The 25,009-nt window shown below is 69.6% G+C and carries 18 protein-coding genes; 15 read left to right on the top strand and 3 right to left on the bottom strand.

Going from position 1 to position 25,009, the window contains the following annotated elements; genetic code table 11:
• Positions 1-52 precede the first annotated feature (52 nt).
• From DS843_RS20815 to DS843_RS20805, 3 genes are read left to right on the top strand one after another with little or no spacing between them, the layout of a single operon-like run.
• Complete coding sequence (locus tag DS843_RS20815) at positions 53-1,549, top strand: hypothetical protein (RefSeq protein ID WP_149470751.1); 1,497 nt, start codon at positions 53-55, stop codon at positions 1,547-1,549.
• Positions 1,546-2,961, top strand: coding sequence for an ABC transporter ATP-binding protein (locus DS843_RS20810; protein WP_208852284.1), 1,416 nt, complete (start codon positions 1,546-1,548; stop codon positions 2,959-2,961). Before DS843_RS20815 ends, DS843_RS20810 begins: the two co-directional genes overlap by 4 nt.
• Positions 2,958-4,073, top strand: coding sequence for an acyltransferase family protein (locus DS843_RS20805; RefSeq protein WP_167525387.1), 1,116 nt, complete (start codon positions 2,958-2,960; stop codon positions 4,071-4,073). Before DS843_RS20810 ends, DS843_RS20805 begins: the two co-directional genes overlap by 4 nt.
• Positions 4,074-4,144: 71 nt before the next feature.
• On the opposite strand, the gene DS843_RS20800 is transcribed toward DS843_RS20805, so the two are convergent.
• Together DS843_RS20800 and DS843_RS20795 are read right to left on the bottom strand one after the other, a co-directional pair.
• The gene (locus DS843_RS20800; protein ID WP_149470749.1) at positions 4,145-4,981 is read right to left on the bottom strand and encodes an ABC transporter permease; all 837 of its coding nucleotides are present in this window, start codon (positions 4,979-4,981) and stop codon (positions 4,145-4,147) included.
• Between the two features lie 96 nt (positions 4,982-5,077).
• The gene (locus DS843_RS20795) at positions 5,078-6,058 is read right to left on the bottom strand and encodes a glycosyltransferase family 4 protein (protein ID WP_286192226.1); all 981 of its coding nucleotides are present in this window, start codon (positions 6,056-6,058) and stop codon (positions 5,078-5,080) included.
• Between the two features lie 510 nt (positions 6,059-6,568).
• Between DS843_RS20795 and DS843_RS20790 the strand changes: the two genes are divergently transcribed.
• The 6 genes from DS843_RS20790 (at position 6,569) to gmhA (ending at position 16,103) form a co-directional block, all read left to right on the top strand.
• On the top strand, positions 6,569-7,597 hold the full coding sequence (locus DS843_RS20790; RefSeq protein WP_149470747.1) for a calcium-binding protein: 1,029 nt from the start codon (positions 6,569-6,571) through the stop codon (positions 7,595-7,597).
• 169 nt (positions 7,598-7,766) lie between these two features.
• Complete coding sequence (locus DS843_RS20785; protein WP_286192225.1) at positions 7,767-11,945, top strand: glycosyltransferase; 4,179 nt, start codon at positions 7,767-7,769, stop codon at positions 11,943-11,945.
• Positions 11,946-11,966: 21 nt separating this feature from the next.
• Positions 11,967-12,572, top strand: coding sequence for a class I SAM-dependent methyltransferase (locus DS843_RS20780; protein ID WP_149470745.1), 606 nt, complete (start codon positions 11,967-11,969; stop codon positions 12,570-12,572).
• Between the two features lie 70 nt (positions 12,573-12,642).
• Positions 12,643-13,890, top strand: coding sequence for a glycosyltransferase family 4 protein (locus tag DS843_RS20775; protein ID WP_149470744.1), 1,248 nt, complete (start codon positions 12,643-12,645; stop codon positions 13,888-13,890).
• Positions 13,887-15,440, top strand: a complete 1,554-nt coding sequence (locus DS843_RS20770) for a class I SAM-dependent methyltransferase (RefSeq protein WP_149470743.1) — start codon at positions 13,887-13,889, stop codon at positions 15,438-15,440. The genes DS843_RS20775 and DS843_RS20770 overlap by 4 nt, the downstream gene beginning before the upstream one ends.
• Before the next feature lie 87 nt (positions 15,441-15,527).
• Positions 15,528-16,103: a D-sedoheptulose 7-phosphate isomerase gene (gene gmhA / locus DS843_RS20765; protein WP_149470742.1), complete on the top strand. Its 576-nt coding sequence runs from the start codon at positions 15,528-15,530 to the stop codon at positions 16,101-16,103.
• A gap of 58 nt (positions 16,104-16,161) precedes the next feature.
• On the opposite strand, the gene DS843_RS20760 is transcribed toward gmhA, so the two are convergent.
• Positions 16,162-17,283 carry an NAD(P)/FAD-dependent oxidoreductase gene (locus tag DS843_RS20760; RefSeq protein ID WP_149470741.1) on the bottom strand — a complete coding sequence of 374 codons (1,122 nt, stop codon included), beginning with the start codon at positions 17,281-17,283 and terminating at the stop codon, positions 16,162-16,164.
• Between the two features lie 389 nt (positions 17,284-17,672).
• On the opposite strand from DS843_RS20760, the gene DS843_RS20755 reads away from it, so the two are divergent.
• The 6 genes from DS843_RS20755 to rfbA all read left to right on the top strand — a co-directional run bounded on the left by DS843_RS20755 (position 17,673) and on the right by rfbA (position 24,985).
• Entirely contained in the window at positions 17,673-19,433 is a 1,761-nt protein-coding gene (locus tag DS843_RS20755) for a M10 family metallopeptidase (protein WP_286192224.1), read from the top strand.
• Positions 19,434-19,545: 112 nt separating this feature from the next.
• Complete coding sequence (locus DS843_RS20750; protein WP_149470740.1) at positions 19,546-21,228, top strand: glycosyltransferase family 4 protein; 1,683 nt, start codon at positions 19,546-19,548, stop codon at positions 21,226-21,228.
• A gap of 226 nt (positions 21,229-21,454) precedes the next feature.
• Complete coding sequence (gene rfbC, locus DS843_RS20745; protein WP_149470739.1) at positions 21,455-22,018, top strand: dTDP-4-dehydrorhamnose 3,5-epimerase; 564 nt, start codon at positions 21,455-21,457, stop codon at positions 22,016-22,018.
• 92 nt (positions 22,019-22,110) lie between these two features.
• The gene (rfbB, locus tag DS843_RS20740; protein ID WP_149470738.1) at positions 22,111-23,196 is read left to right on the top strand and encodes a dTDP-glucose 4,6-dehydratase; all 1,086 of its coding nucleotides are present in this window, start codon (positions 22,111-22,113) and stop codon (positions 23,194-23,196) included.
• Positions 23,196-24,122 carry a dTDP-4-dehydrorhamnose reductase gene (gene rfbD, locus DS843_RS20735; RefSeq protein ID WP_149470737.1) on the top strand — a complete coding sequence of 309 codons (927 nt, stop codon included), beginning with the start codon at positions 23,196-23,198 and terminating at the stop codon, positions 24,120-24,122. Before rfbB ends, rfbD begins: the two co-directional genes overlap by 1 nt.
• Positions 24,119-24,985 carry a glucose-1-phosphate thymidylyltransferase RfbA gene (rfbA, locus tag DS843_RS20730; protein WP_149470736.1) on the top strand — a complete coding sequence of 289 codons (867 nt, stop codon included), beginning with the start codon at positions 24,119-24,121 and terminating at the stop codon, positions 24,983-24,985. Before rfbD ends, rfbA begins: the two co-directional genes overlap by 4 nt.
• Positions 24,986-25,009: the final 24 nt, after the last annotated feature.

The raw sequence follows: 25,009 nt of genomic DNA, 5'->3' as shown, positions 1-25,009 counted from the left end.
CTCCTCCCGCCCGGCCGCTCATTCCCTGCAACCGTTCCGGCAGGCCCCCACCATGGATGAGACGATCGCCTCCTCTTCGGCCCGTGCCGTCTCCCGCAGCGGCGGGCGCCTGCGCCTCGTCCCGCTCGCCCTGTTCGTTCTGGTGGTTCTGACCGTCCTCGCGGCGCGGCTGCCCTTCCTGGCCAATCCCCTGATCGGCGAGGAGGGCAGCCACGCCGCGCTCGTCCTGGGGGACGAGCCGGTGTCGAGCCGGACGGACAACGGGCTGCCCCGCATCCTGATCGGCCGCATTGATGGGACCGACCTCTTCGCCAGCTTCGAGCGCAACATCGTCCCTTACCTGCTGCTCGACCGCGTGGTGCGGGGGACCGGCCTGTCCGGGCTGGTGCCCCAGACCTCGCCGGAGGGCGTGAACGTGGCGGCGCGGCTGCCGTTCCTGGTGCTGTTCGCGATCGGAAGCGCGGTCCTGCTCCACGCCGCCCTGGCCGGCGCGGCGGGGCTGGGCGGGATCGCGGCGGCGGTTCCCATCCTGATCGCCGGCTATGTCCTGACCACACCGCTGGCCGTCGGCGCGTCGGTCCAGCCGCAGATCGACGGCAGCGTCGGCGTCTTCCTGATCGGGGTGGCGGCCTGGATCGCCGGCGTGCGCCCCGAAGGCCGGAGCCGGCCCTTCACCGCCGCGCTCCTGGCCGGCTTCGTCGCCGCGCTCGGCAAGCACGAATGGGCCGCCACGCTGGTGGCGGCCACCGTGACGGTCTGGATCGCCGTCGCCGTGGCGCGCGCGCTCCTGCCCGGCGCGGAGGATGCCCAGGCCGTGCGGCGGATGCACCGGACGGCCGCCGGGCTGATCGCCGGCGGCGCACTCGGCGTGCTCTTCTGCCTTGGGGTATCCGCGCAGGAATATCTTTACGGCTTCTCCCTGATGGACCGGATTTCCCGGCTGCACAACACCGCGGTCGCGCAGTTCATGCGCAACCTGCCGTTCGTCTATCCGCTCTGGGCGCTGATCGCCGTGACGGTGGGAATTCTCCTGGCCTTTGCCGCCCGGCGGGTCCTGGTGGAGCGGTTCCTGGCCTGCGTGTTCGCCGTGTGGGGAACGGGCATCGCCGTCGGCTTCCTGTGGGGAGCCTGGGTGGGCGACGGTTTCCCGCGCTACTTCATGCCGCCCCTTCTGCTGGTCGGCCTTTTCGTGATCCTGTCCTGCCCCCGCGTCCTGCCGGCTTTTCCCAAGCCCCTGACGGCGGTTCTGGCGCTGTGCATCACGGGCGGCATCGCCGCCAACCTGGCGTCCCTCCACGACAGCGCGACGCGCGGCCTGTCCGTCACCAGCCACCCGGGACGGAACCTGACGGCGTTCCCCGCTCATCTGGACCGGGTCATCCGCCGCGCGCACGAGGAGGGGATCATCATCGTGGACAGCAGTTCGGTCGGCATCTACAGCAAGACGGTGGAGTTCGTGTCGGAAGACGTGGGGTGGGACGGTGCCGTCCAACTGATCCGCCGGGTCCGGCCGGGCATGGAAGACAAACTGGTGGCCACATCCAAATGAACGACGCGATTCCCCTTCAGGACATGCCGCCCGGCGGCGACGTGTCGATCCGGGTTTCCGGTGTCGGCAAATGCTATCATATCTACGCCCGGCCGCAGGACCGCCTGCTCCAGTTCCTGATGCGCGGCCGCCGGCAGTTCTATCGCGAGTTCTGGGCGCTCAAGGACATCGACCTGACGATCCGCCGCGGGGAGTCCGTGGCGCTGATCGGGCGCAACGGGGCCGGCAAATCGACTCTGCTGCAAGTCATCAGCGGCGTCCTTCAGCCGACCGGCGGCAGCATGGACGTGCGCGGGCGCATCGCCCCGCTGCTGGAACTGGGCACCAGCTTCAACCCCGAGTTCACCGGGATGGAGAACATCGCCCTGTCGGCCTCGGTGCTCGGCCTGACGGAGGAGCAGATCGCCGAGCGGCGCGAGGCCATCGTCGCCTTCGCCGACATCGGCGATTTCATCCACCAGCCGGTGCGCACCTATTCGAGCGGCATGCAGGCGCGCCTGGCCTTCGCCGTCGCCGCCCATGTGGACGCCGAGATCCTGATCGTCGACGAGATCCTGTCGGTCGGCGACATCGCCTTCACCCAGAAATGCACCCGCTTCATCCGCGAGTTCCGCGAGCGCGGGACGCTGCTGTTCGTGTCCCACGACATCGGCGCCATCACCGCCCTGTGCGACCGCGCGGTGTGGCTGAGCGGCGGAACGGTCGTGGCGGACGGCGTGCCGCGCGAGGTGGCGCACCATTACAAGGCCTGGATGGCCGGTCCCCAGCAGCACATAACGGCCCAGGCATTCCTGGAGAGCCTGAAGGCCGCAGAGGCCGAGGTGGCCGAGACGGCGGAAGCGGAGGCGAAAGCCGCCGCCGTCGAGGCGGAGGTGGTCGTGGCCCAAGGCGGCGCGGACGGCGGGACGGCGCTGGTGCAGACGCTCGACGCCCAGGTGCAGACCGTCTTCCGCCGCGACGTGCTGTCCTCCGGCGAGGGCGGGGCCAAGATTCTCCAGGCGTGGATCGAGGACGCCCGGGGCACCCCCGTATCCATGGTCAACGGCGGCGACCTCGTGACCCTGTGCATCGAGGCCGAGGCCCAGCAGACGCTGGACAGCCTGATCGTCGGCTTCGGCGTCAAGGACCGGCTGGGCCAGACGATGTTCGCCTGGGACACGACCAAGACCGACCTCGTCATCCCGCCGGTGAATGCCGGCGACCGCTTCCGCGCCGGCTTCCGCTTCCATTTCCCTTACCTGCTGGGCGGCACCTACACCACCAATCTGGCCATCGCGAACGGGACGTCGGACCTGTACATCCAGCATCATTGGATGTACGACGCCCTGGAATTCCATGTTCAATGGTCGACCGTGGCACAGGGCCTGTTCGGCATCCCGATGGACAGCGTGTCCCTGGCGATCAACCCATGACCGCGGCGGCCGGAGCACCGCCGGGCAACCGATTCTACAGCGTGGAGCTGGAAAGCCTGCGTGGCCTGGCTGCCATCGCCGTCGTGCTCGCGCACGCCTCGGCGATCTTTTCGGTGGATGGGATTTCCGCCTATTGGGGGGTGCCGCTGAGCAGCCAGCCGCCGTCGACCCTGGTGCTGTCGCTCATCGGCGCGCTGTTCAACCCCGGCACCGCGGTGGTCTTCTTCTTCGTGCTGAGCGGCTATGTGCTGACCCGGTCGCTGGCCGACGCCCCCCTAGCGTTCGGGAAGTATCTGGTCCGGCGCGCCTTCCGGCTCTTTCCGCCAATGTGGGCGTCGATCCTGCTGATGTGGGCGCTTCTGGCGATCGGGGGTCCGCCGGCCGACAAGACCGTTTTTTCCGACTGGTTCAACGCCGTCTTCTCGGCGGGAATCGGCTTGCGGGACGTCGCGGAGAACGTCGTGCTGGCGGCATTCAAGGCAAATCCGGTGACCTGGACGATGTATGTCGAGGCCATCGGCTCCCTCTTCATCCCGTTCAGCCTGCTCGTCAGCCGATATTTCGATGGCCGGCATCTCGGAAGCGCCAGCCGGTACGCCCTGCTGCTCGTCACGCTCGCCCTGTCGATGGCGGCCTTTCCCTCGCTGAGCCTGTCCTACGTCGTGTGTTTCCAGGTCGGCGCCGTTCTGGCCCAGAACCGGTCCCTGGTCATCGTGCGCCACCAGGGGGCCGTGATCCTCGCCGCCATCGCGGCCATGGTCTGCGAGAGGCTGTTCATTCCTTCGGAGCGCTGGAGCCTGCTGGTGAACATCGCCGTATCGGCGGCCGTGATGCTGGTCGTCCTTGGCCGGGCCGAAACCGGGTTTCTCAGGCACGGGGCGATGCGCTTCGTCGGGCTGGTGTCCTACAGCCTGTACCTTTTCCACCCGCCGGTGATCTACGTCGCCGCGACGGCGGCGGCGGCCCTGGGCCTCGGGGGGCATGGGGTGTGGCCGAGCCTGGGCCTGCTGGTCGTGGTGGTGGCGCTGAGCCTGGTGCTGGCCGCGGTTGCCCATCGTCTGGTCGAAGCCCCCACCCGCCGCGCCGGACGCCATCTGACGGCTGGGGGCTGACGGCTGGGGGCTGACGGCGGGCGTCTGACGGCGGGCATCTGACGGCGGGCATCTGACGGCGGGGTCCGGCATCACACGATGTCGGCGAATCCGGTCCGCAGATGGCGGAACAGCCGGAGGCTGAGGGCCGCGAAGAGCAGCCCCGCCAGGATCTGGACGCCCAGCATGGTCCAGTCCGGCGGCGTGCCCGCGAACAGCACCGTGCGCGTGTTCTCGATGATGCCGGTCAGCGGGTTGAGGTGGAGCAGCCCGCGGAAGCTCTCCGGCAGCGCGCTCGCCGGGTAGAACAGCGGGCTGAGGAACATCAGGAGCTGGCTCGCCACCGGCGTGATCGAACGCAGGTCGCGCAGGTAGACCCCGAGCGCGCCGAACAGGAACCCGGTGCCCAGACAGAGAAGCAGAAGGGGCAGCCACACCAACGGCAGGAACAGCACCGACAGCGGCGGCAGCCCGATCACCGCCAGGTGGAAGAGCAGCAGGATGCCCAGGCTGATGGCGACCTGGAACAGGCTGGACAGAACCATCACCCACGGCAGGACCTCCAGCGGGAAGACCACCTTCTTCACATAGGAGGGGTTTTCCAGCACCAGGCTGGGTGACCGGTTCAGCGCCTCGGAGAACATGTTGAAGACGATCAGCCCGGCGAACAGGATCAGGGCGAACTCCCCCTTTCCGCCGGTCGAACCGCCCCAGCGGGCCTGGAACACCACCGAGAAGACGAAGGTGAAGACGGCCAGCATGAGGATCGGGGTCAGGAGCGCCCAGACCACCCCAAGCAGCGATCCCCGGTAGCGGGATTCGATCTCCCGACGGACGAGGCGGCGCAGCAGGGCACGGTGGTGCCAGGGGGTCGTGAACAGGCCGGCCAGACCGGTCGGAACTTGTGGAGCGCTTGCGGCCATGGTCATGCGAGACGGATTCCAGCGTGGAAAGGACCCCGGCGTTCTAGTCCCGGCGTGAAGCCCGGCGCAATCCGAAACCGTCCCCGTCCCCGGCCGTCCGAATCAGGACACGGGGGGCGACGCCGCGGCGCGCAGCAGTTCGATCAGACGCGGGGCGGTGCCTTCCAGGGAGTAATGCCGCTCCACCTTGGCGCGGCCCGCCGCGCCCAGCCGCCGGCGCAGATCGGGATCGGCGGCAAGGCGGCGCAGCGCGTTGGTCCATTCCTCCGGGGTCTCGGCCAGGAAGCCGTTGACGCCATGCTCCACGATGTCCCGGTTGACGCCGACCGGGGACGCCACCACCGGCTTGCCGCAGGCCATGTACTGGATCAGCTTGTAGCCGCACTTGCCGCGCTCCCACGGGGTGTCGGCCAGCGGCATGATGCCGATGTCGAACGCCGCGATGTGCTGCGTCTCCGTATCCTCCCGCCAGACGTGGCGGTCGGCGGAAAGATCGCCCAGAATGCCGGGGGTCGCGCCCACCAGGCAAAGCCGGATCTCGTTTCCCGTCACCATCCGCCGCAGCGGTTCCCCGACCAGATTCAGGTAGTGGTCGGTGATGGGGGAGCCGATCCAGCCCACCGCCGGCAGCGTACCGGTCCGTTCCGGCCCGATGGGATAGCGGGTGATGTCGACCACGGTCGGAAGGATCGCGATCGAGGGGGCGCCGGTCGACTCGGCCCTGTCGGCCAGATAGTCGTTCCCCACGGTCACCAGGGCCGCGTGCCGCATCACCCGGTCCAGCTTGCTTCCCAGCAGCCGGCGCACCAGGGACCAGCGGCTGCGGTCGTAGTGATGGAACCAGGCGTCGTCGAAATCGACGACATAAGGGGGGAGCGACTCCAGAATCCAGCGTTCCGCCCCGTAGGGGAACCAGGGAAGCAGCTCCTTCTCGATCCACAGCAGATCGAAGTTCCGCGCCCCGGCCATCTGGCGGACACGCGCCGCGTAGGCAGCCCCGATGCTGCGCACCGGGCGCATCCGCCCGGCGTAGAGGGCCTCCAGGTAGGAATCGGGCAGCAGGGGCGCAACGGCGACCGACATCCCCGCTTCAGCCAGTGCCGGAAGGAACTGGTAGTGCCGGAGACGGCTGCTGGGGCCCCGAGGGCCGTAGCGGGAAAGCAGCAGGATACGCATGGCCGCGGGTGGTGTTTCTTCGGACAATGGCACGGCGGCTGCGGTGCTGCAAACAGGGAACGCTGGACGGCCCCGCGGGGCGCGACACCGCTCCCGGAACGCTCGAAGCGTAGCGCGAAACCGGTCTCCCGCCATTTTCACCAAATAAGGCGAACAAATCCACCCGCCTGTGCCGGGCACGGTACGGATTTGGGAGAGGCCCCAGCTTTCCAGAAGGGCCGGCGCAACCCAAGCGTCCATTACCAAAGTGAAACATTATCGACGGAGCGCATCCACCGTTCGGATTGCTTTCTCATAGGTGGTTATTCCATCGGTCGTTTCCATTCCGCACTTGCAAAAAGGGATTACCAATGGTATCGAGCGCAAGGCATGCCATAAGGCGCAAAGTTTTAGACACTTTGGCGGGGGTTCAAAAATATGACGACGTCGAGCACGATCACCGGTGGTATCTCCAATAACGTTTCTACCGCTTCCACTCTGGCGGGCGCGGTTCTCAAGAACACCAGCCTCGTCGCGACGACCAAGGACACGAAGGCGCTTCTGATCGCCGACGACGTCCTGCCGCCGACGAAGACGCTGAGCCTGGTCGGCGACAGCAACACCGCGCTGGTCCTGAACACCAACACCGCTGCCACCCTGCTGGGCGGCACGGGCAGCAACAACGTCCTCGTCGCCAACGACGCCGCCGGCACCGTGCTGCAGGCCGGCACCGGCACCGGCCAGACCCTGATCGGCGGCGCCGGCGGCCAGCTCCTGGGCACCAGCACCGTGGCGGGCGGTTCGGCCACCATCCTCGGCGGCACGGGCTCCGACACCGTCGTGGCCGCGGCCGGCAACAACGTGCTGACCGCCGGTGCGGGCGACAACCAGATCCACGCGATCGGCGGCAACAACCAGATCTTCGCGGCTGGTAACGACACCGTCTTCGCGGCGGGCGGCAACGCCACCATCGGTGCCGGCACGGGCAACGCCCAGCTTCTGGTTACCGGCGGCAACAACCTGATCGCCGGCGGCCAGGGCAACACCACCATCGCTTCGGCGGCGGGCAACAACACGATCTTCGGCGGCTCGGGCAACACCACCATCGCCGGCGGTGCGGGCAACGACCTGCTGATCGGCAGCACCGCGAAGTCGGGCAAGGCCGTCATCGGCGGCTTCGCCGGCAACGACACGATCATCGGCGGCGTCGGCAACGACACGCTGTTCGGCGGCAACGGCAACGACATCTTCGTGTTCAGCACCGTCTTCGGCGGCGGCAAGCACGTCATCGGCGACTTCAAGGCCGGCACCGACCTCATCGCGGTTCAGGGCTACGGCCTCACCGCGGCCCAGGTCGCGTCGAAGGTCACGGTCACCGGCGGCAACTCCGTCCTGTCGCTGTCGGACGGCACGCAGATCACGGTCGCCGGCGTCACCAACCTGACCGCCAGCAACTTCGCCGTCTGATAAGCACCTGTGTGTTGTTTCGTGGACCTGCCGAGCGATCGGCAGGTCCATTTTTATGCGCTTCATGCCCTTTCGCTTTTTCGGCATGGAAGGCCGAGCCGCAGAGCGTGGCGCAAGCGGATGCAAAGGGCCTTCTTTCATGAGTCCGTCGGGCAGGCCGGAACCCCACATGCGACCCCGGGAACTGCGACTCCGGAACCTGCAGCGTCTGGAAGAGCTGCTGGCCGACGGAGCGATCGCCGAGGCGGAAGCGGTGGCGCGCTCCCTTCTGCGCCACAGCCGCAGCCATGCCCAGGGTGCCGCCGGGCTTGCCCGCTGCGCCCTGGCGCGTGAGGACCTTGAAGGCGCGCTGCGCTGGGCCGAGCGCAGCGCGCGCTTCGCCCCGAACGACATCGCTCTCAAAGCGTTCCTCGCCGCCCTGCTGATCGCGGCGAATCGATCGGCCGACGTCCCCCCGTTGCTGGCCGGAGTGGCCGAACGGGCCGCCGCCCCCACCGCGGCGATCGCCCTGGGGCAAGCCCTGGCCCGGCTGGGGGCGACGGACCGCCTTCTCCCCCTGATCGGGCGCCAGCTTCACCGCTTTCCGGTGAGCGTCGCTCCCCTGCTGGGCGATCTCGCCGACCACGCCGTCCTGACCGGGAACGCTCCCGGCTGGGCCGCCGCCGAGGTCGGCCTGCGGATCGCCGGAGCCCTGCCGGCGGACCCGCCGGGCGCTGCGGATGCGGGCGGCGCCGTCCGAATCGAGTCCCCCCGGCGGGGCCGGCTGCTCGCCATGGACCGAGCCTCGTTCCTGCGGCGGTACGGCCAGGGGGACGGCGGCAGCGGTCTGATCCGCTTCACCCTGCCCGCCGGTCCGGAACTGGAGGGGGAGCCGCTCTCCGTCACCCTGGACGGCGCACCCCTGCTCGGCTCGCCCCTGCACCCCCGGCGCCACGCGGCGGTGGAAGGAAGCGTCCTGCCCGACGGCAGCGGCGATGATGGCGGCGATGGCGGCGAATCGGTCCTGTCCGGCGGGCTTCTCTCCGGCTGGGCCTGGTGTCCCGGCGATCCGCCGCAGTCCGTGACGGTCCGGGTGGAGGACGAAACCGGGCATTCCGTGACCGTGGCCGCGGACCGTCCGATGGACGGCGCCCAGGCCGAAGGCGTGGAGAGCGGTCGCTACGGCTTCCTCATCGATCCGGTGGCCGCCGGTCTGTCCCCCGGCCTTCTCCATGTCACCGCCGGGCCGGGAGCCCAGCCGCTGGCCGGCAGCCCCCTGCCTTGGCCCGGCCCCGGCGGGACCGGACGGCTTCCCACGCCGGTCGCCCCGCCGCCGCCCCGTCCGGCCCGCTGGCGGCCTCCGGCGCCGGTCGTGGACGTCGTGGTTCCGGTCTACCGCGGGCGGGAGGAGACGCTGGCCTGCCTGCGCTCGGTCCTCGCGGCGGAGGACTCGACTCCGCGCGAGATCGTCGTCATCGACGACGCCAGCCCGGACGCCGAACTCGTCGGCGACCTGACGGCGCTCGCCGCCGAAGGGCGGATCACGCTGCTCCGCAACCCGCGGAATCTCGGCTTTCCGGCCACGGTCAACCGCGGGCTGGCCCTGCATCCCGACCGCGACGCCGTTCTTCTGAACGCCGACACGCTGGTCGCCGGCCCCTGGCTGGAGCGGCTGCGCGCCGCCGCCTGGTCGGCGCCGGACGTCGGCACGGTCACCCCGCTGTCCAACGACGCGACGATCCTCAGCTACCCCTCGGGCACGGAGCGTCCGCCCGCGCCGTCCCTGCCGGAAACGGCGGCGCTCGACCGGCTGGCCCGGTCGGTGAACGCCGGGCTGCGGGTCGATCTGCCGACGGCGGTCGGCTTCTGCGCCTACATCCGGCGCGATTGCCTGGAGGAGACCGGCCCCTTCGAGGAACGGCTGTTCGGGCGCGGCTACGGCGAGGAGAACGATTTCTGCCTGCGCGCGCGCCGGCTGGGCTGGCGCCATCTCGGCGCCGCCGACGTCTTCGTGGCGCATGTGGGCGGGCGCTCCTTCGGGCGGCAGAAGGCGATCCTCGCCGCGCGCAACAGCCGCCTGCTGGAGCGGCTGCACCCCGGATACGACGCGCTGGTCCAGGACTTCATCGCCGCCGATCCCCTGATGGCCGCGCGCCGTCGCCTCGACCTCGCCCGTTGGGCGGAGGAAGCGGACAGCGCGCGCAAGCCCGCCGTCCTGCTGGTGACGCTCGCCGGACGCGGCGGAGTCGCCCGCTTCATCGAGGAGCGGGCCGCGGCGCTGCACGCGGAGGGCTGGCGCGTCCTGAGGCTCGTCCCCGAAACCACCGATGACGAGGAGGAAGGCGAGGACGAGGACGAAGATAAGGGCGAAGACGAGGTCGGCGTCCCGCCTGAGCGCCGCTGCCGGGTCGAGATCATGGACCGGCCCGACCTGCGCGATCTGGTGTTCCGCACCCGCTCGGAGTTCGGCGAACTGGCCGAAGCCCTGCGGCTGGGCGGAACGGCGGCGGTGGAGATCCACCATCTGCTGGGCCACGACGCCGCGGTGCTCGATCTGGCCGGCCGGCTCGGCGTGCCGTACGACCTCACCATCCACGATTACGGCCTGATCTGCCCGCGCCTCAGCTTCGTGGACAAGGACGGGCGTTACTGCGGCGAACCAGATCTGGCCGCCTGCGAAGTCTGCACCGCCGATCCGGACGACCGCGCCGACCCGGAGCTGACGGTGGGCGCCCTGCGCCGGCGCACGCGCGCCCTGGCCGCCGGGGCGCGGCGGGTGACGGCGCCGACCCGCGACGTGGCGGCGCGCCTGCTGCGCCACATCGCCCCGCGCCCCGTCGAGATCCGGCCCTGGGAGGACGTCGCCCCGCCACCGCCGGCCGGTCCGCGCCGGCCGCGCGGTCCGGACGGGCGGTGGCGCGTCTGCACGATCGGCGCGGTCGGCATCCAGAAGGGCTACGAGGTCCTTCTGGCCTGCGCCCGCGACGCCGCGGCGCGCGGCCTGCCTCTGGAATTCGTGGTCGTCGGCTTCAGCGAGGAGGACCCGCCCCTGTTCGAAACGGGGCACGGCTTCGTCACCGGCCGCTTCACGGAGGAGGAGGCGGTCGCCCTGGTGCGGGCGCAACAGGCCGACATCGCCTTCCTGCCGTCGATCTCGCCGGAGACCTGGTGCTACGCCCTCTCCACCGCCTGGAAGGCCGGGCTGGAGGTGGCGGCCTTCGATCTGGGGGCGATGTCCGAACGCATCCGGCAGCAGGGCGGCGGCCATCTGCTGCCACCGGAACTGGAGCCTGCGACAATCAACGACACGCTCCTGGGCATTCTTGACGCTCATACGCCGCATGGCGTAGCAATCGGGCGGCCTTTCTCCTTTCGGCCAGATTACAGGCCAAGCGTTCCGGCGGCGGATTCGGATGGTCCGGGCGCCCGCCGTTCAATTTCTCAGTCTCACCGGGGGTCGTCGATGATCGGTAGCGTTGCGTCCGCAGAAGCCCAACAACCCATTCAGATCAAGGCAACGGCCCAGACCTTGGCCCTGGCGCCCGGCTTCTATTCCCTGCTCGTCACGAACGGCGGCGGCGCGACGGCGGCGGGCGAATTCCCCCTGCCCAGCGTTCAACTGGCACCGTCACCCGGCAACCCTGCCGGCAGCAGCGTCGAGATGATCGGCAGCGTGCCGGGCAACTGGCTGAGCAAGCCGGGCGACACCATCATCATCAAGGTGTCGGGCGGCCCCGCGACCGTGATCCTGTCCTCCTACAAGCACGTCGACCGCCCGAACGCTCTCCTGTCCCTCCAGTTCGCCCGCATCGACGACACGCCGGGGACCCAGCAGGCCGCCGCCCCGATGCCGGCTTCCGCACCGGTGCAGGGGGCGCCGGTGCAGGGCGCGCCCATTCAAAACGCCCCGATCCAGAGCGCTCCGGTGCAGGCCCCTCCCGCCGTCCGTCCGCGCGCCGAGATCCTGGCCCACATCCAGCGCCAGGGCGACCTCCGCTTCCCCGATTCCAACTGGGCCGGCGCCGTCGGGCAGCGGCTGTGGATCGAAGCCTTCTCGATCACCCCGGTCGAGGGCATCGCGCCGGAGGATCTGGAGTACAAGGGTCTGACCGCGAACGGCTGGGAGACCCCCTGGATCAACGGCGGCGGCATGTGCGGCAGCCGCGGCCTGGGCACGCCGCTGATCGGCTTCTCGATCCGCCTGCGCGGCGGCGCGGCCGAGCGCTTCGACTGCGTCTACGAGGGCGCCTTCGTCAGCGGCTACCGCTCGCCCGCCGGGCAGAACGGCAGCCCCTGCCGGTCCGACGCGATCGGCGACGCCCTGGAAGGCGTCCTGCTGCGCTTCGTCGAGAAGCAGCGTTCCTACTGAGTCCGGAGCGGCCCCAGCCCGATGCCCATCAAGACCGTTCTCAACGTCGGATGCGGTCAGCGCGCCATCTCGATCCTCGGCAGTTCCCTGCCGGCGGAGGGATGGCGGGAGCTGCGCCTCGACATCGATCCGAAGGTCGATCCGGACATCGTCGCCTCGATGACGGACATGGCCCCGGTGCCCGACGGGTCGGTGGACGCGGTCTGGTCGTCGCACAATCTGGAGCATCTCGACCCGCATGAGGTGCCGGTGGCCCTGCGGGAGTTCCTGCGCGTGCTGACACCGGGCGGCACGCTCCTGCTGACCGTGCCCGACCTTCAGGCGGTGGCCAGACTGGTGGCCGAGGACCGGCTGGACGAGACTCTCTATGAATCCAGGCAGGGCCCGATCCGGCCGCTGGACATCGTCTACGGCTACGGTCCGGCCCTTGCCGCGGGAAACCGCTTCATGGCCCACCGCAACGGCTTCACTCCCAACCTGCTGGGACGGCTGTTGCAGGAGGCGGGGTTCGAACCGGTGGCGATGTGGCGGCGGGCCCAGGCGTACGAACTGCAGGTCAAGGCCTTCCGACCGCCCGCACCGGCCGAGGCGCTGGAGGAGCTTGGCCTGCACTTCCCGGCAGGCTGACGCTCCCGGACAATGCTCATCCAGGCCCGCGGCGGATGGCGGGCCTTCTTTGCGGAATCGGCGGCACGCGATGAACTATCTCTTCGTCCACCAGAACTTCCCGGGCCAGTACCAGCACATCGTGCAGCATCTGGCGTCCCAGCCGGGCAACCGGGTGGTCTTCATCTCGCACGACAGCCCCGCGTCGATCCCCGGCGTGGAGCGCGTGGTCTACCAGCCCTTCCGGACGGCAAAACCGACGACCCACCACTACATCCAGGAACTGGAGTTGGCGGTCGTCTACGGGCAGAGCGTCTATGAGGTCTGCCGCCGCCTGAAGGCCGAAGGCTTCCGGCCCGACATCATGATCGGGCACAACGGCTGGGGCGAGACGCTGTACATGAAGGACGTCTGGCCCGACGTTCCGCTGCTCGCCTATTTCGAATTCTTCTATCACCTGCACGGGGCCGACATCGGCTTCGATCCCACGGTCCCGGTCACCGAGAACGACGGGCCGCGGGTGCGCACCAAGAACGTCATCAACACGCTGGGCTTCGAGGCCGCCGACTGGGGCCAGACGCCGACCGGCTGGCAGTGGTCGCTCTACCCCGACTACATGCGTCCCCGCATCAGCGTGATCCACGAGGGCGTGGACACCACCATCGTCACCCCGGCGCCCGACGCCTGGCTGCGCCTGCCGTCGGGCCTGACGCTGACCCGCAAGGACGAGGTCATCACCTACGTCGCCCGCAACCTGGAACCCTATCGCGGCTTCCACGTCTTCATGCGCGCCCTGCCGGGCATCCTGAAGCGGCGGCCCAACGCCCATGTGCTGATCGTCGGCGGCGACGAGGTCAGCTATGGGCAGGCGTCCGCCGACGGGCGGAGCTACCGCGACATCCTGCTGGTCGAGGTCGGGCAGGGCATCGACCGGGAGCGGGTGCATTTCCTGGGCAAGGTTCCCTACCCCACCTTCCTGTCGGTGCTGCGCGTCTCGTCGGCCCACATCTACCTGACCTATCCCTTCGTGCTGTCCTGGTCCTTCCTGGAGGCCATGGCGGCGGGCTGCCTGCTGATCGGCTCCTCGACCATCCCGGTGGAAGAGGTGCTGCGCGACCGGCAGAACGGGCTGCTGGTGGACTTCTTCGACGGGGCGGCCCTGACCGACCGCATCGACGAGGTGTTCGAGCACCCCGACCGCATGCAGGCCCTGCGCGACCGGGCGCGGCGGACGGTGGTCGAGAACTACGACCTCCGCACCGTCACCCTGCCCCGCCACCTCGCGCTCATCGACGACCTGATCGCCGGCCGGAACCCCACAGAGAGGACCCCGCAATGAGCGCGTGGAGCGACGGCTACAACGCCGACATCGCCTACACCCATGGTGCCTACCGCGAGCTGTCGCCGGGTTACCTGTCCTACGTCTGCCTGCTGAACGGCGTCCGTCCGCCGCGCACCGACCGGCCCTTCCGCTATTGCGAACTGGGCTGCGGCCAGGGGATGACCTTGAACATCCTGGCGGCGACCCATCCCCAGGGGCGCTTCACCGGGATCGACTTCAACCCGCTGCACGTCGCCGGGGCGCGCCGGCTGGCCGAAGAGGCGGGGCTGGCCAACGTCGCCTTCCACGAGCGGAGCTTCCAGGAGGTGGCCGCCGGGGCGCTGCCGGCGGAAGAGGCCGGGGACGGCTTCGACTTCATCGTCCTGCACGGCGTCTACAGCTGGGTCAGCCCGGAGAACCGCCGGGCGGTGGTGGACATCCTGGAGAAGACGCTGAAGCCCGGCGGGCTGGTCTTCGTCAGCTACAACGCCATGCCGGGCTGGGCGCCGCTTCTGCCCCTGCAGAAGCTGATGCTGGCCCATGCGGCGGCCAACCCGGCCCGCAGCGACCGGCAGCTCGACGCGGCGCTGGGCTTCATCAACCGGCTCAACGAGGCCGGCGCCGGCTATTTCGCCGCCAACCCCACCGTCGGCCAGCATCTCGCCACGATGGCGGGGCAGGACCGCCGCTATCTGACGCACGAGTATCTGAACACCCACTGGGAGCCGCTGGGCCATGCCCAGGTGGCGCAGGATCTGGCGCGGGCGAAGCTGGGCTATGCCTGCTCCGCCAACATCCCGCACAATTTCGACGAGCTGTCGGTGCGTCCGGAGCTGCGGGCCATCCTGGCGGAGATCGCCGACCCGACGCTGGCGGAGACGGTGCGCGACTTCGCCATGAATCAGGTGTTCCGCCGCGACATCTTCATCCGCGGTCTGGACCGGATGCCCGCCGCGGAAGCCGCCGCGGAACTCCGGCGGCTCCGCTTCACCCTGATGGTTCCGCGCGAGAAGGCCGGGCTGGCGGTTCCGGTGCCTCTGGGCGAGCTGCGCCACGACGCGGGACTCGGCCTGCCGATCCTCGACGCGCTCGCCGCGGGCACCCCGACCCTGGGCGAGATCGAGGCGATGCCGGAGATGGCCCGGCACGACTTCGGCACCATCTCCCGCTTCGTTGCGCTGCTCGCGTCGGTCAATCACGCCCATCCCCTGGCGGACCCGTCGGAGGACGCGCGCGAGGCCGCCGGACGGCTCAACCGGGCGGTCGCCCGGCGCATGCTGGTCGATGAAAGCCTGTACTTCCTGGCGTCCCCCACGGTCGGCCTGGGCATCGGGGCCGATAGCCTGGAGCGCCTCGTCCTGGCCGGCCTTCTGGCCGGGCAGCCGACGGATCTCCAGCCGCTTTCCGGCTTCGTGACCGACGCGCTGCGCGCGCTTGGGCGCGCGATCTTCGCCGAGGACGGGTCCTCCATCTCCGATCCCGAGGCCATGCGCCCGCTGGTCGCCGCGAAGCTGGCCGATTTCCTGCCGCAGAAGCTGCCCGTGTGGCAGCGGCTCGGCCTCCTGTGACGGAAGGCGGGGTACCGGAAAGGGCTGTGGCGCCCGTCGGCGCCCCGTCGTATGGTTCGCCTGTTCTCCGAACCCCAGGACTTGAAGATGAGCCACTCCGCCGCCGACCGCGTCCGCGAAGCCCTGCTTGAGACGTCCCGGAACTTTGCGGCCTTCGCCGATCAGGCCGACCGGATCGAAGCCGCCGCCGGGCTGATGATCGACGGGCTGAAGGGCGGCGGCAAGGTGCTGTTCTGCGGCAACGGCGGGTCCGCCGCCGATTCCCAGCATCTCGCGGCGGAGCTGACCGGACGCTATCTGCGGGACCGCGCGCCTTTGGCGGCGGTGGCCCTGACGGTGGACACCTCCGCCCTGACGGCCATCGCCAACGACTATTCCTATGACGAGGTGTTCGCCCGGCAGGTCCGCGGCCTGGGCCGGGCCGGCGACGTGCTGGTCGGCATCTCGACCAGCGGCAACAGCCGCAACGTGGTGGCCGCCCTGGAAGCCGCGCGCGCGCTCGGCATGCGCACCGTCGGCCTGACCGGCGCCGCCGGCGGGCGGATGAAGGAGCTGTGCGACGTCTGTCTGTGCGTGCCGTCCACCGACACCCCGCGCATCCAGGAAATGCACATCGCCGCCGGCCACATGCTGTGCGAACTGGTCGAGAACGCCTTCGTCTGACGGAAGGGCGTCTGACGGAAGGGCGTCCGACGGAAGGGCGTCCGACGGCAGGGAACCGTCAGCCGCCCAGCCGCTCCGCGACCTCGTCCGCGATGGCGAGGCAGGAGGTCAGGCCCGGGGATTCCATGCCGAACAGGTTGACCAGACCCGGCACCCCGTGCGTCTCCGGCCCCTGGATCAGGAAGTCGGCCTGCGGCTGGCCGCGGCCGCTCAGCTTCGGGCGGACGCCGGAGTAGGCCGGCACCAGGGCGCCGTCGGGCAGGTCCGGCCAATAGCGCCGCACCTCGCCGTAGAAGCTGTCGGCCCGCTTCGGATCGACCTGGTAGTCGAGCCGGTCGTAGCCCGCAGGGTCCAGCCACTCCACGTCCGGGCCGAAACGGGCCTGCCCGGCCAGATCCAGCGTCAGATGGACGCCCAGCCCGCCCTCCACCGGCACCGGATAGACCAGCCGCGCGAAGGGTGAGCGCCCCTGCCCCAGCGCGTAGTAATTGCCCTTGGCCAGCACCCGCGGCGGCACATGCTCCGCCGGGAAGCCTTCCAGACCGCGGGCCACGCCCCAGGCGCCCAGCCCGGCGGCGTTGACCAGCGTGCCGCAGGCGATGCGCATCGGCTCCGCCCCGCCGACCTCCAGCGCGAAGCCGTCCGCGTCGCGGTGGGCGCGCTCCAGCGGGCTGAGGAAGGCCAGCATGGCGCCGGCATCCTCCGCGTCGCCCTGCAGGGCCAGCATCAGGCCGTGGCTGTCGATGATCCCGGTGGACGGCGACAGCAGCGCGCCCACGCAGCGCAGGTTCGGCTCCAGCGCCATCGCCTCGGACGCCGAGAGGGCCACGAGATCGTCAACCCCATTAGCGGCGGCCTGGGCGCGGATGGCCTCCAGCCGGGGCAACTGGGCCTCCTCCGTGGCGACGATCAGCTTGCCGATGCGGGCGTGCTCCACCCCATGCGCCGCGCAGTAGGCGTAGAGCGCGTCCCGCCCGGCCACGCACAGGCGCGCCCTCAGGCTTCCCGTGGGGTAATAGATGCCCGCGTGGATGACCTCGGAGTTGCGCGAGCTGGTGCCGGTGCCGATGGCGTCCGCCGCCTCCAGAACCACCACCTCCCGCCCGGCACGGGCCAGCCGCCGGGCCACCGCCAGCCCGATCACCCCGGCCCCGACCACCACGCAGTCCACCCGCTCCATCGTTCCTCTCCGGTCCTTCCAAAGGGCTGATCCAAAGGCGTGCTCAGGGCCAACAAAGGCCGCAAAAGCGGTCGGTCACGCAAGAGGAATGGAGACGCGGCACCCCCGGACGGACCACTCCCCTTCGGCCCGCCGCCCCGTAAGAGGCGCCCAGATGGGTGGAGCTGCGTCAGGAAAGATCATCCTCTGGGTCCGCCCGCTCAACCGCGTTACGACCAAGACAAGCCAATAATATCCACATGATGAAAAGGCTTCCAAAGCCTTACTTTCTTGATTTCATGATCAAATTTGGTCGATAGCTCCTTCGACTTCATTGAAGCGGAGCCACCAATTTCTGAATTGAAGAGCTGTTTTCACGAACAGTCCTCTTTTGTTCAAAGGTGGCAGCGATGAGCACACCGAATTATGTGTTTCCCGTATCCGAAATCGCCGGAAGCGGGCGTATTGAGATCGATTCATTGCTTGCCGGGTACAAATGGGGCGCAGGGAGCCAGCCCGGGAACGGCGTTTCCCTGACCTATTCCTTCGGTGTCGCCGGTCTGTCGGCCTATCGGGACGGCTATCTGACGCCGGACCCGGGAAGCGTCTGGACCCTGTCCGGAACGGCCCAGGCGGCGATCCGCCAGGCGATCGGCACCTGGACGGCGGTCGCGAACATCACCTGCATCGAGGTCGCCGACAGCGCCCTGGCCTGCGGCGACCTCCGCTTCGGCGGGAGCAACGCGCCGGCGACCGCCTATACGGTCCTGCCGGTGGTGGAACTGCCGGAAGCCGGCGACGTCTGGTTCGGCAGTCTCTTCGCCGATCCAGGCCTGTCCTGGGCATCCGGCTCCTACGTCTACCAGACCATCGTCCATGAGATCGGACACGCCTTCGGCCTGAAGCACCTGCACGAGGAGTACGGGGCCTTCCCGATCGCCCCCACCGGCATCGACTCCCAGCTCTACAGCACGATGAGCTACCGCTCCTATCCCGGGGCGTCTCCGGAGATGGGCTACTGGCAGAACCGCTTCCCCACCACCCCCATGGTCAGCGACATCGCCGCCATCCAGTATCTGTACGGCGCCAACATGTCCACCAACGCCGGGGACACCGTCTATTCGTGGGAGCCGGGGCAGGCGATCTTCGAAACCATCTGGGACGGCGGCGGCAACGACACCATCAGTTGGGCCAACCAGACCAGCGATGCCCGGATCGACCTGCGCCCCGGCTCCTACAGCGACCTGGGTCCGGCCTGGCGGGCCGGCTTCTACATGGAATCCCAGACTCTGGGCATCGCCTACGACTGCTGGATCGAGAACGCCATCGGCGGATCGGGGAACGACCTCCTGATCGGCAACGAACTGGACAATGCCCTGTACGGCGAGGCCGGAGACGACACCCTGATCGGAGGGGCCGGAAACAACCTGCTGGACGGCGGCGACGGGTTCGACACGGCGGTGTTCGAGGGGGCGCCCTCCTCCTACACCATCCGCCACAGCGGCGCGGGCGAGGTGACGGTGGAGGGTCCGCAGGGCACCGACACCCTGCGCAGCATCGAGCATCTGTCCTTCGGTGACATGACCCTGGCGCTGAGCCGCGACGCCACCCCCGGCACGGTGGCCAGCACCTTCTTCGGCGTGGCCAACAGCGCGTCGGGAAAGCAGATCCTTCAGGAGGCCTCGACCTACTCCGGGCCGGTCCAGACCCTGCAATGGCAGTTGATCGGCAGCGATGACGGCGAGGCCATCGTCGGCGGGAACGGGAACGACTTCATCAACAGCCGGGGCGGCATGGACGCCATCGACGGCGGGGCCGGCGGCGACGTGCTGGACGGCGGCACGGGGTCGAACTTCCTCACCGGCGGCGCCGGGCAGGACACCTTCTTCCTCGACGCCCGCTCGGGCGAGCCGGTCTGGTCCACCGTGACCGACCTTGAGGCGGGGGAGATCGTCACCGTCTGGGGCTGGGAGCCGGGGCAATCGGTCCTCACCTGGGCGGAGATGGGCGGGGCCGACGGCTTCACGGGCGCCACGGCCCACATCGACCTCGACGGCGACGGCCGGACCGACGCCAGCCTGACGCTGAGCGGCAAATCCGTCGGGTCCCTGACGACGATGCCCGGCACGGTGAACGGCACCGATTATCTGGCGGTCTGGCTGAACGGCTGAACGGAGTGCAGGCGTTCGTTCGGGCGCGTTGCTCTGGCAAGGCCGGGCGGGTACTCTCCCGCCGGCATTGCCAGAGCAGCGTCCGCACAACCGCCAAGGACTCCGACCGCCCGTGTCCAACGCCGCCATCTACTTCCACCCCGACGGTTACGAGACCGCGCGGGCGGACCTGAAGGGCCGCCATGTGGCGGGCGAATCCTTCCTCGTCGGTTTCTTCCGGCACTCCGGGCTGGACGGTTTCGCCTGCCACGCCGACGGACCGGAGCAGGCGCGCCTGTTCGCCGATCTCGCCGCCCGCCATGCTCCGGGGCGGGAGGTGGCGCTCTACCCGACCGGCGAGCCGTCGCGGCTTGCCCGCCTGGGCTGCCTGTTCGTGCCGGGGCCGGGCATCGACCAGTTCGCCTGGCGCCGCCGCTCCCGCGACCAGCGGGGCTACAGCCTGTGCGGCATCACCCACACGACGTCGGAATCGCCGCATGCCCTGGGCGCCCTGGCCACCGCGCCGGTGCAGCCGTGGGACGCGGTGATCTGCACCTCCTGGGCGGCCCGCGCCTCGGTGGAGGCGGTCCTCGAGCCCTATGCGGAGTATCTGCGCGACCGGCTGGGCGCCGCCGAGGTTCCGCTGCCGCACCTGCCGGTGATTCCGCTCGGCGTGGACACCGACGCCTTCCGCTTCGACCCGGCGACCCGCATGGCGGAGCGCGCGGCGCTGGGCATCGGCGAGGAGGACGTCGCGGTGCTGTTCATGGGGCGCCTCAGCTTCCACGCCAAGGCGCACCCGATCGCCATGTATCTGGCGCTGGAAGAGGCGGCCCGGCGGACCGGCAAGCGGTTCCACCTGATCCAGGCCGGCTGGTTCGGCAACGACGCCATCGGCGCCGCCTTCATCCAGGGGGCCAAGCGCTATTGCCCCAGCGTCAACGCCATCTTCCTGGACGGCCGCAAGCCGGAGGTGCGGACCCGCATCTGGGCCGCCGCCGACCTGTTCACCTCGCTGGTCGACAACATCCAGGAAACCTTCGGAATCACGCCGGTGGAGGCCATGGCGGCGGGCCTGCCCTGCGTCATCACCGACTGGAACGGCTACCGCGAGACGGTGCGCGACGGGGTGGACGGTTTCCGGATTCCCACCGTCCTGCCGCCGCCGGGCGGCGGACCCGACTTCGCCGACCGCTACGCCGCCGGGCTGGACAGCTACGACTACTACATCGGGCGCGTCTCGCAGGTGACCGCCGTCGATGTGGCGGCGGCGGCGAACGCCTACGCGCGGCTGGCCGCGGCCCCCGCGTTGCGGCGGCAAATGGGGGAGGCCGGGCGCGCCCGCGCCGTCGCCACCTTCGACTGGAAGGCGATCATCCCGCAGTATCTCGACGTCTGGCGCCAGTTGTCCGACATCCGCCGCCACGCCGTGGAACGCGCCCCGCGCCGCTCCGACCGGGACGGCAACCCGCTGCGCCCCGACCCCCTGCGGATGTTCGAATCCTACCCGACGCGCCACCTGTCCCCGTCCACGCGGCTGGCGCGGGCCGGCGGCCTCGCCCGCGCGGGGATCGCCGACGCCCTGGCGGCGCTGCACGCCGATCCGCTGAACTCCACGGCGCGCGGCGGCACCGTGTCTCCGGCCACCGACCTCGTCCTGGCGCTGGACGCCCTCGATCCGCCGGGCCGTACGGTCGCCGACATCCTGGCCCTGGTGCCGGAGGAGCGCCGCCTGCTGCTGCTGCGCAGCCTTGTCCACCTGATGAAGTACGGCTTCGTTCACGAGACCGGATCGGCACAGGGGACAATGTCCTAAGTTATGCACGGGGTTCAGCCCGCTTTCCCTTGCGATGCAACAGGGGTTTGCGCTAAAGAACAGACTATTCCACTTGTTTTTTGACGACGGCCGGCATTCTGACGAAACAATCGATGCAACCGATGGTCCGCCGATGCCGGCACGTCGCTTCGCCAACCGCCGCAATGCGCTTGGAACCCCCTCAGCCTCGCTGCGCGGGGCTTTCTGACCGATGGAATCCTTCCCTATGCAGGTAACGCCAACCCCGCTGTCCGATGTCCGACTGGTTGTGCCGAAGCGGTTCGGCGATGCGCGGGGATATTTCGTCGAAACCTGGAACGAGCAGGCTTTCGCCCTGAACGGCCTGGAACGGCGCTGGGTCCAGGACAACCAATCCCTGTCCGCCACGCCGGGCACGGTGCGCGGCCTGCATTACCAGCTCGATCCCTGTGCGCAGACCAAGCTGATCCGGGTGTTGAACGGGCGCATCCTGGACGTGGCGGTGGACATCCGCCGCGGGTCGCCGACCTTCGGGCGGCACATCGCGGTGGAGCTGACCGCCGACGGGTTGGAGCAGCTCTTCATTCCCGCCGGCTTCGCGCACGGCTTCTGCACGCTGGAACCGGACACCGTCGTCGCCTACAAGGTCGACGCTCCCTATTCGCGGGAGTGCGAGCGGGCGATCCTCTGGAACGATCCGGCGCTCGGGATCGACTGGCCGGCCCTGGCCGGCGCGTCGGTTTCGGACAAGGACGCGGTGGCGCCGCGGCTGGCGGATGCGACGGATCTGTTCGACATGCGGCCTGCGTGACGCCGGGTTCCGCCCGGTTCCGAGGTCTTCTAAACGTTTCGTTTCTTGACGGTTCGACGGCGCCTTTGGAAAGGCGCAGCAGGGGGAATGGCATGCGCATACTGGTGACGGGCGGTGCGGGCTTCATCGGCTCGGCCTTCATCCGCTGGGTCCTGGCGAACACGACGGCCTCGATCGTCAACGTGGACAAGCTCACCTACGCCGCGGATCTGGAAAGCCTGGCTCCCTTCGCGGGGAACCCGCGCTACGCCTTCGAACAGGTGGACATCTGCGACGAGGCGGAACTGCGCCGCGTCTTCGCCGATCACCGCCCCACGGCGGTCATCCATCTGGCGGCGGAAACCCATGTGGACCGCTCCATCGACGGCCCGATGGCCTTCGTGCAGACCAACGTGGTCGGCACCGTCACCCTGCTGCGCGTCTCGCTCGATTACTGGCGCGGGCTGGAGGGCGAGGCGAAGACCGCCTTCCGCTTCCACCACGTCTCCACCGACGAGGTGTTCGGCACGCTGGGCGACGACGGGCGCTTCTCCGAGACCACGCCCTACGCGCCCAACTCCCCCTATTCGGCCAGCAAGGCGGCGTCCGACCATTTCGTGCGCGCCTGGCACGAGACCTATGGTCTGCCGACGGTGGCCAGCAACTGCTCCAACAACTACGGCTGCTGGCAGTTTCCGGAGAAGCTGATCCCGCTGATGACGCTGAAGGCGCTGCAGGGCCAGCCCCTTCCGGTCTACGGCAGCGGCCTGAACGTGCGCGACTGGCTCTATGTGGACGACCACGCCTCGGCGCTGTGGACCATCCTGACGACCGGCCGGCTGGGCGAGAGCTACAACGTCGGCGGCGACAGCGAGCGCCGGAACATCGACGTGGTGCACGCCATCTGCGATCTGGTGGATGAGCTGGCCGGCCCGCTGCCCGGCGGCCCGCGGCGGGGGCTGATCACCCACGTCACCGACCGGCCCGGCCACGACCACCGCTACGCCATCGACGCCACCAAGCTGAAGGCCGAGCTGGGCTGGACGCCCGCCGAAACCTTCGAGACCGGCATCCGCCGCACGGTCGCCTGGTATCTGGACAACCGTGCCTGGTGGGAGCGCCTGTCCGCCGGCTACGCCGGCCAGCGTCTCGGCGTGGCCCCCGCCGCCGCCCAGACCGCCCCCCAGACCGCCGATTGATGACCGGAGCCGCCGCCATGGGCACCATCCTCGTCTTCGGCGCCAACGGGCAGGTCGGCTTCGAGCTGCTGCGCGCCGCCTGGGCGCCGGGCCTGACCCCGGTCGGGCTGACCCGCGCCGCCGGCGACGTCACCGACGCGCAGGCGGTGGCCGCGGCCATCGCCGCCCACCGGCCGGCGCTGGTCGTCAACGCCTCGGCCTACACCGCGGTGGACAAGGCGGAGAGCGAGCGGGACGCGGCCTTCGCGGTCAACCGCGACGGCCCGGCCAATCTGGCGCGCGCCTGCGCCGCCGCCGGGGTGCCGCTGATCCACATCTCCACCGACTACGTCTTCGACGGGAACAGCAAGACCACCCCCTGGCGCGAGGACGACCCCGTCGCCCCGCAGGGCGTCTACGCCGCCAGCAAGCTGGCCGGCGAGGAGGCCGTGCGGGAGGCCCATCCCGACCATGTGATCCTGCGCACCGCCTGGGTGTTCGGGGCGCACGGGCACAATTTCGTCAAGACCATGCTGCGGCTGGCCCGCGAGCGGGACGAGCTGCGGGTCGTCGCCGACCAGCACGGCTGCCCCACCCCGGCGGCGGCCATCGCCGCGGCCATCGCCACCATCGCACAGGCGCGGCTGGGCGGCGGGGGCTGGACGCCCGGCACCTTCCACTATGGCGGGGCGCCGGCCACCACCTGGCACGGCTTCGCCGACCGGATCGTCGAGCGCGCCGCCGCCCGCATCGGGCGCCGTCCGACCGTGACCGCCATTGCGACCGCCGACTTCCCGACACCGGCCCGGCGGCCCGCCAATTCCGTCCTCGACACCGCGCGTCTCGGCCAGGCCTACGGCGTTCCGCCGGCGGACTGGATGGCCGGGCTCGACCTGGTTCTGGACGACATCCTCGACGAAACCCAGGGCGTGGGAACGAAGGCATGAAGGGCATCATTCTGGCCGGCGGGTCCGGCACACGGCTTTATCCGCTGACGCAGGTGACCAGCAAACAGCTCCTGCCGGTGTTCGACAAGCCGATGATCTATTATCCGCTGTCGACGCTGATGCTGGCCGGCATCCGCGACATCCTGATCATCACCACGCCGCAGGATCAGGAGCAGTTCCAGCGCCTTCTCGGCGACGGCAGCCAGTGGGGCATTTCGCTCACCTACGCCGAGCAGCCGAAGCCCGAGGGGCTGGCCCAGGCCTTCCTCATCGGACGGGAGTTCGTCGGCACGGACGGCGTCTGCCTGATCCTGGGCGACAACATCTTCTTCGGCCACGACCTGGAGCCGGCCCTGGTCCGCGCCGCCGGACGGACGGACGGGGCGACCGTCTTCGGCTACCATGTGCGCGATCCGGAACGCTATGGCGTGGTCAGCTTCGACGCCGAGGGCCGTCCCAACGCCATCGAGGAAAAGCCGGTCCAGCCGAAGTCCAACTACGCGGTCACCGGCCTCTATTTCTACGACAACAGCGTCCTGGACATCGCCGCGACGATCAAGCCCTCGCCGCGCGGCGAGCTTGAGATCACCGACGTGAACAACGTCTATCTCGAGCAGCGGCGCCTGTCGGTGGAGAAGCTGGGCCGCGGTTACGCCTGGTTCGACACCGGCACGCACCAGTCCCTGCTCCAGGCCGCGGAGTTCGTCCAGACCATCGAGGCCCGCCAGGGGCTGAAGATCGCCTCGCCGGAGGAGATCGCCTGGCGCAAGGGCTTCATCGACGGCGAACAGCTCGCCCGCATCGCCCGGCCGCTCGCCAAGAGCGGTTACGGCAGCTACCTGCTGAACCTGCTGACCGAGTAGCCGCGCCCGGAACGCCGGGCCGCC

The organism is Roseomonas genomospecies 6, from assembly GCF_008365375.1.
In the GTDB taxonomy this organism is placed as follows: domain Bacteria; phylum Pseudomonadota; class Alphaproteobacteria; order Azospirillales; family Azospirillaceae; genus Azospirillum.
Note: the sequence above shows the minus strand (reverse complement) of the source record. Positions and strands in the feature narration are given on the sequence as shown.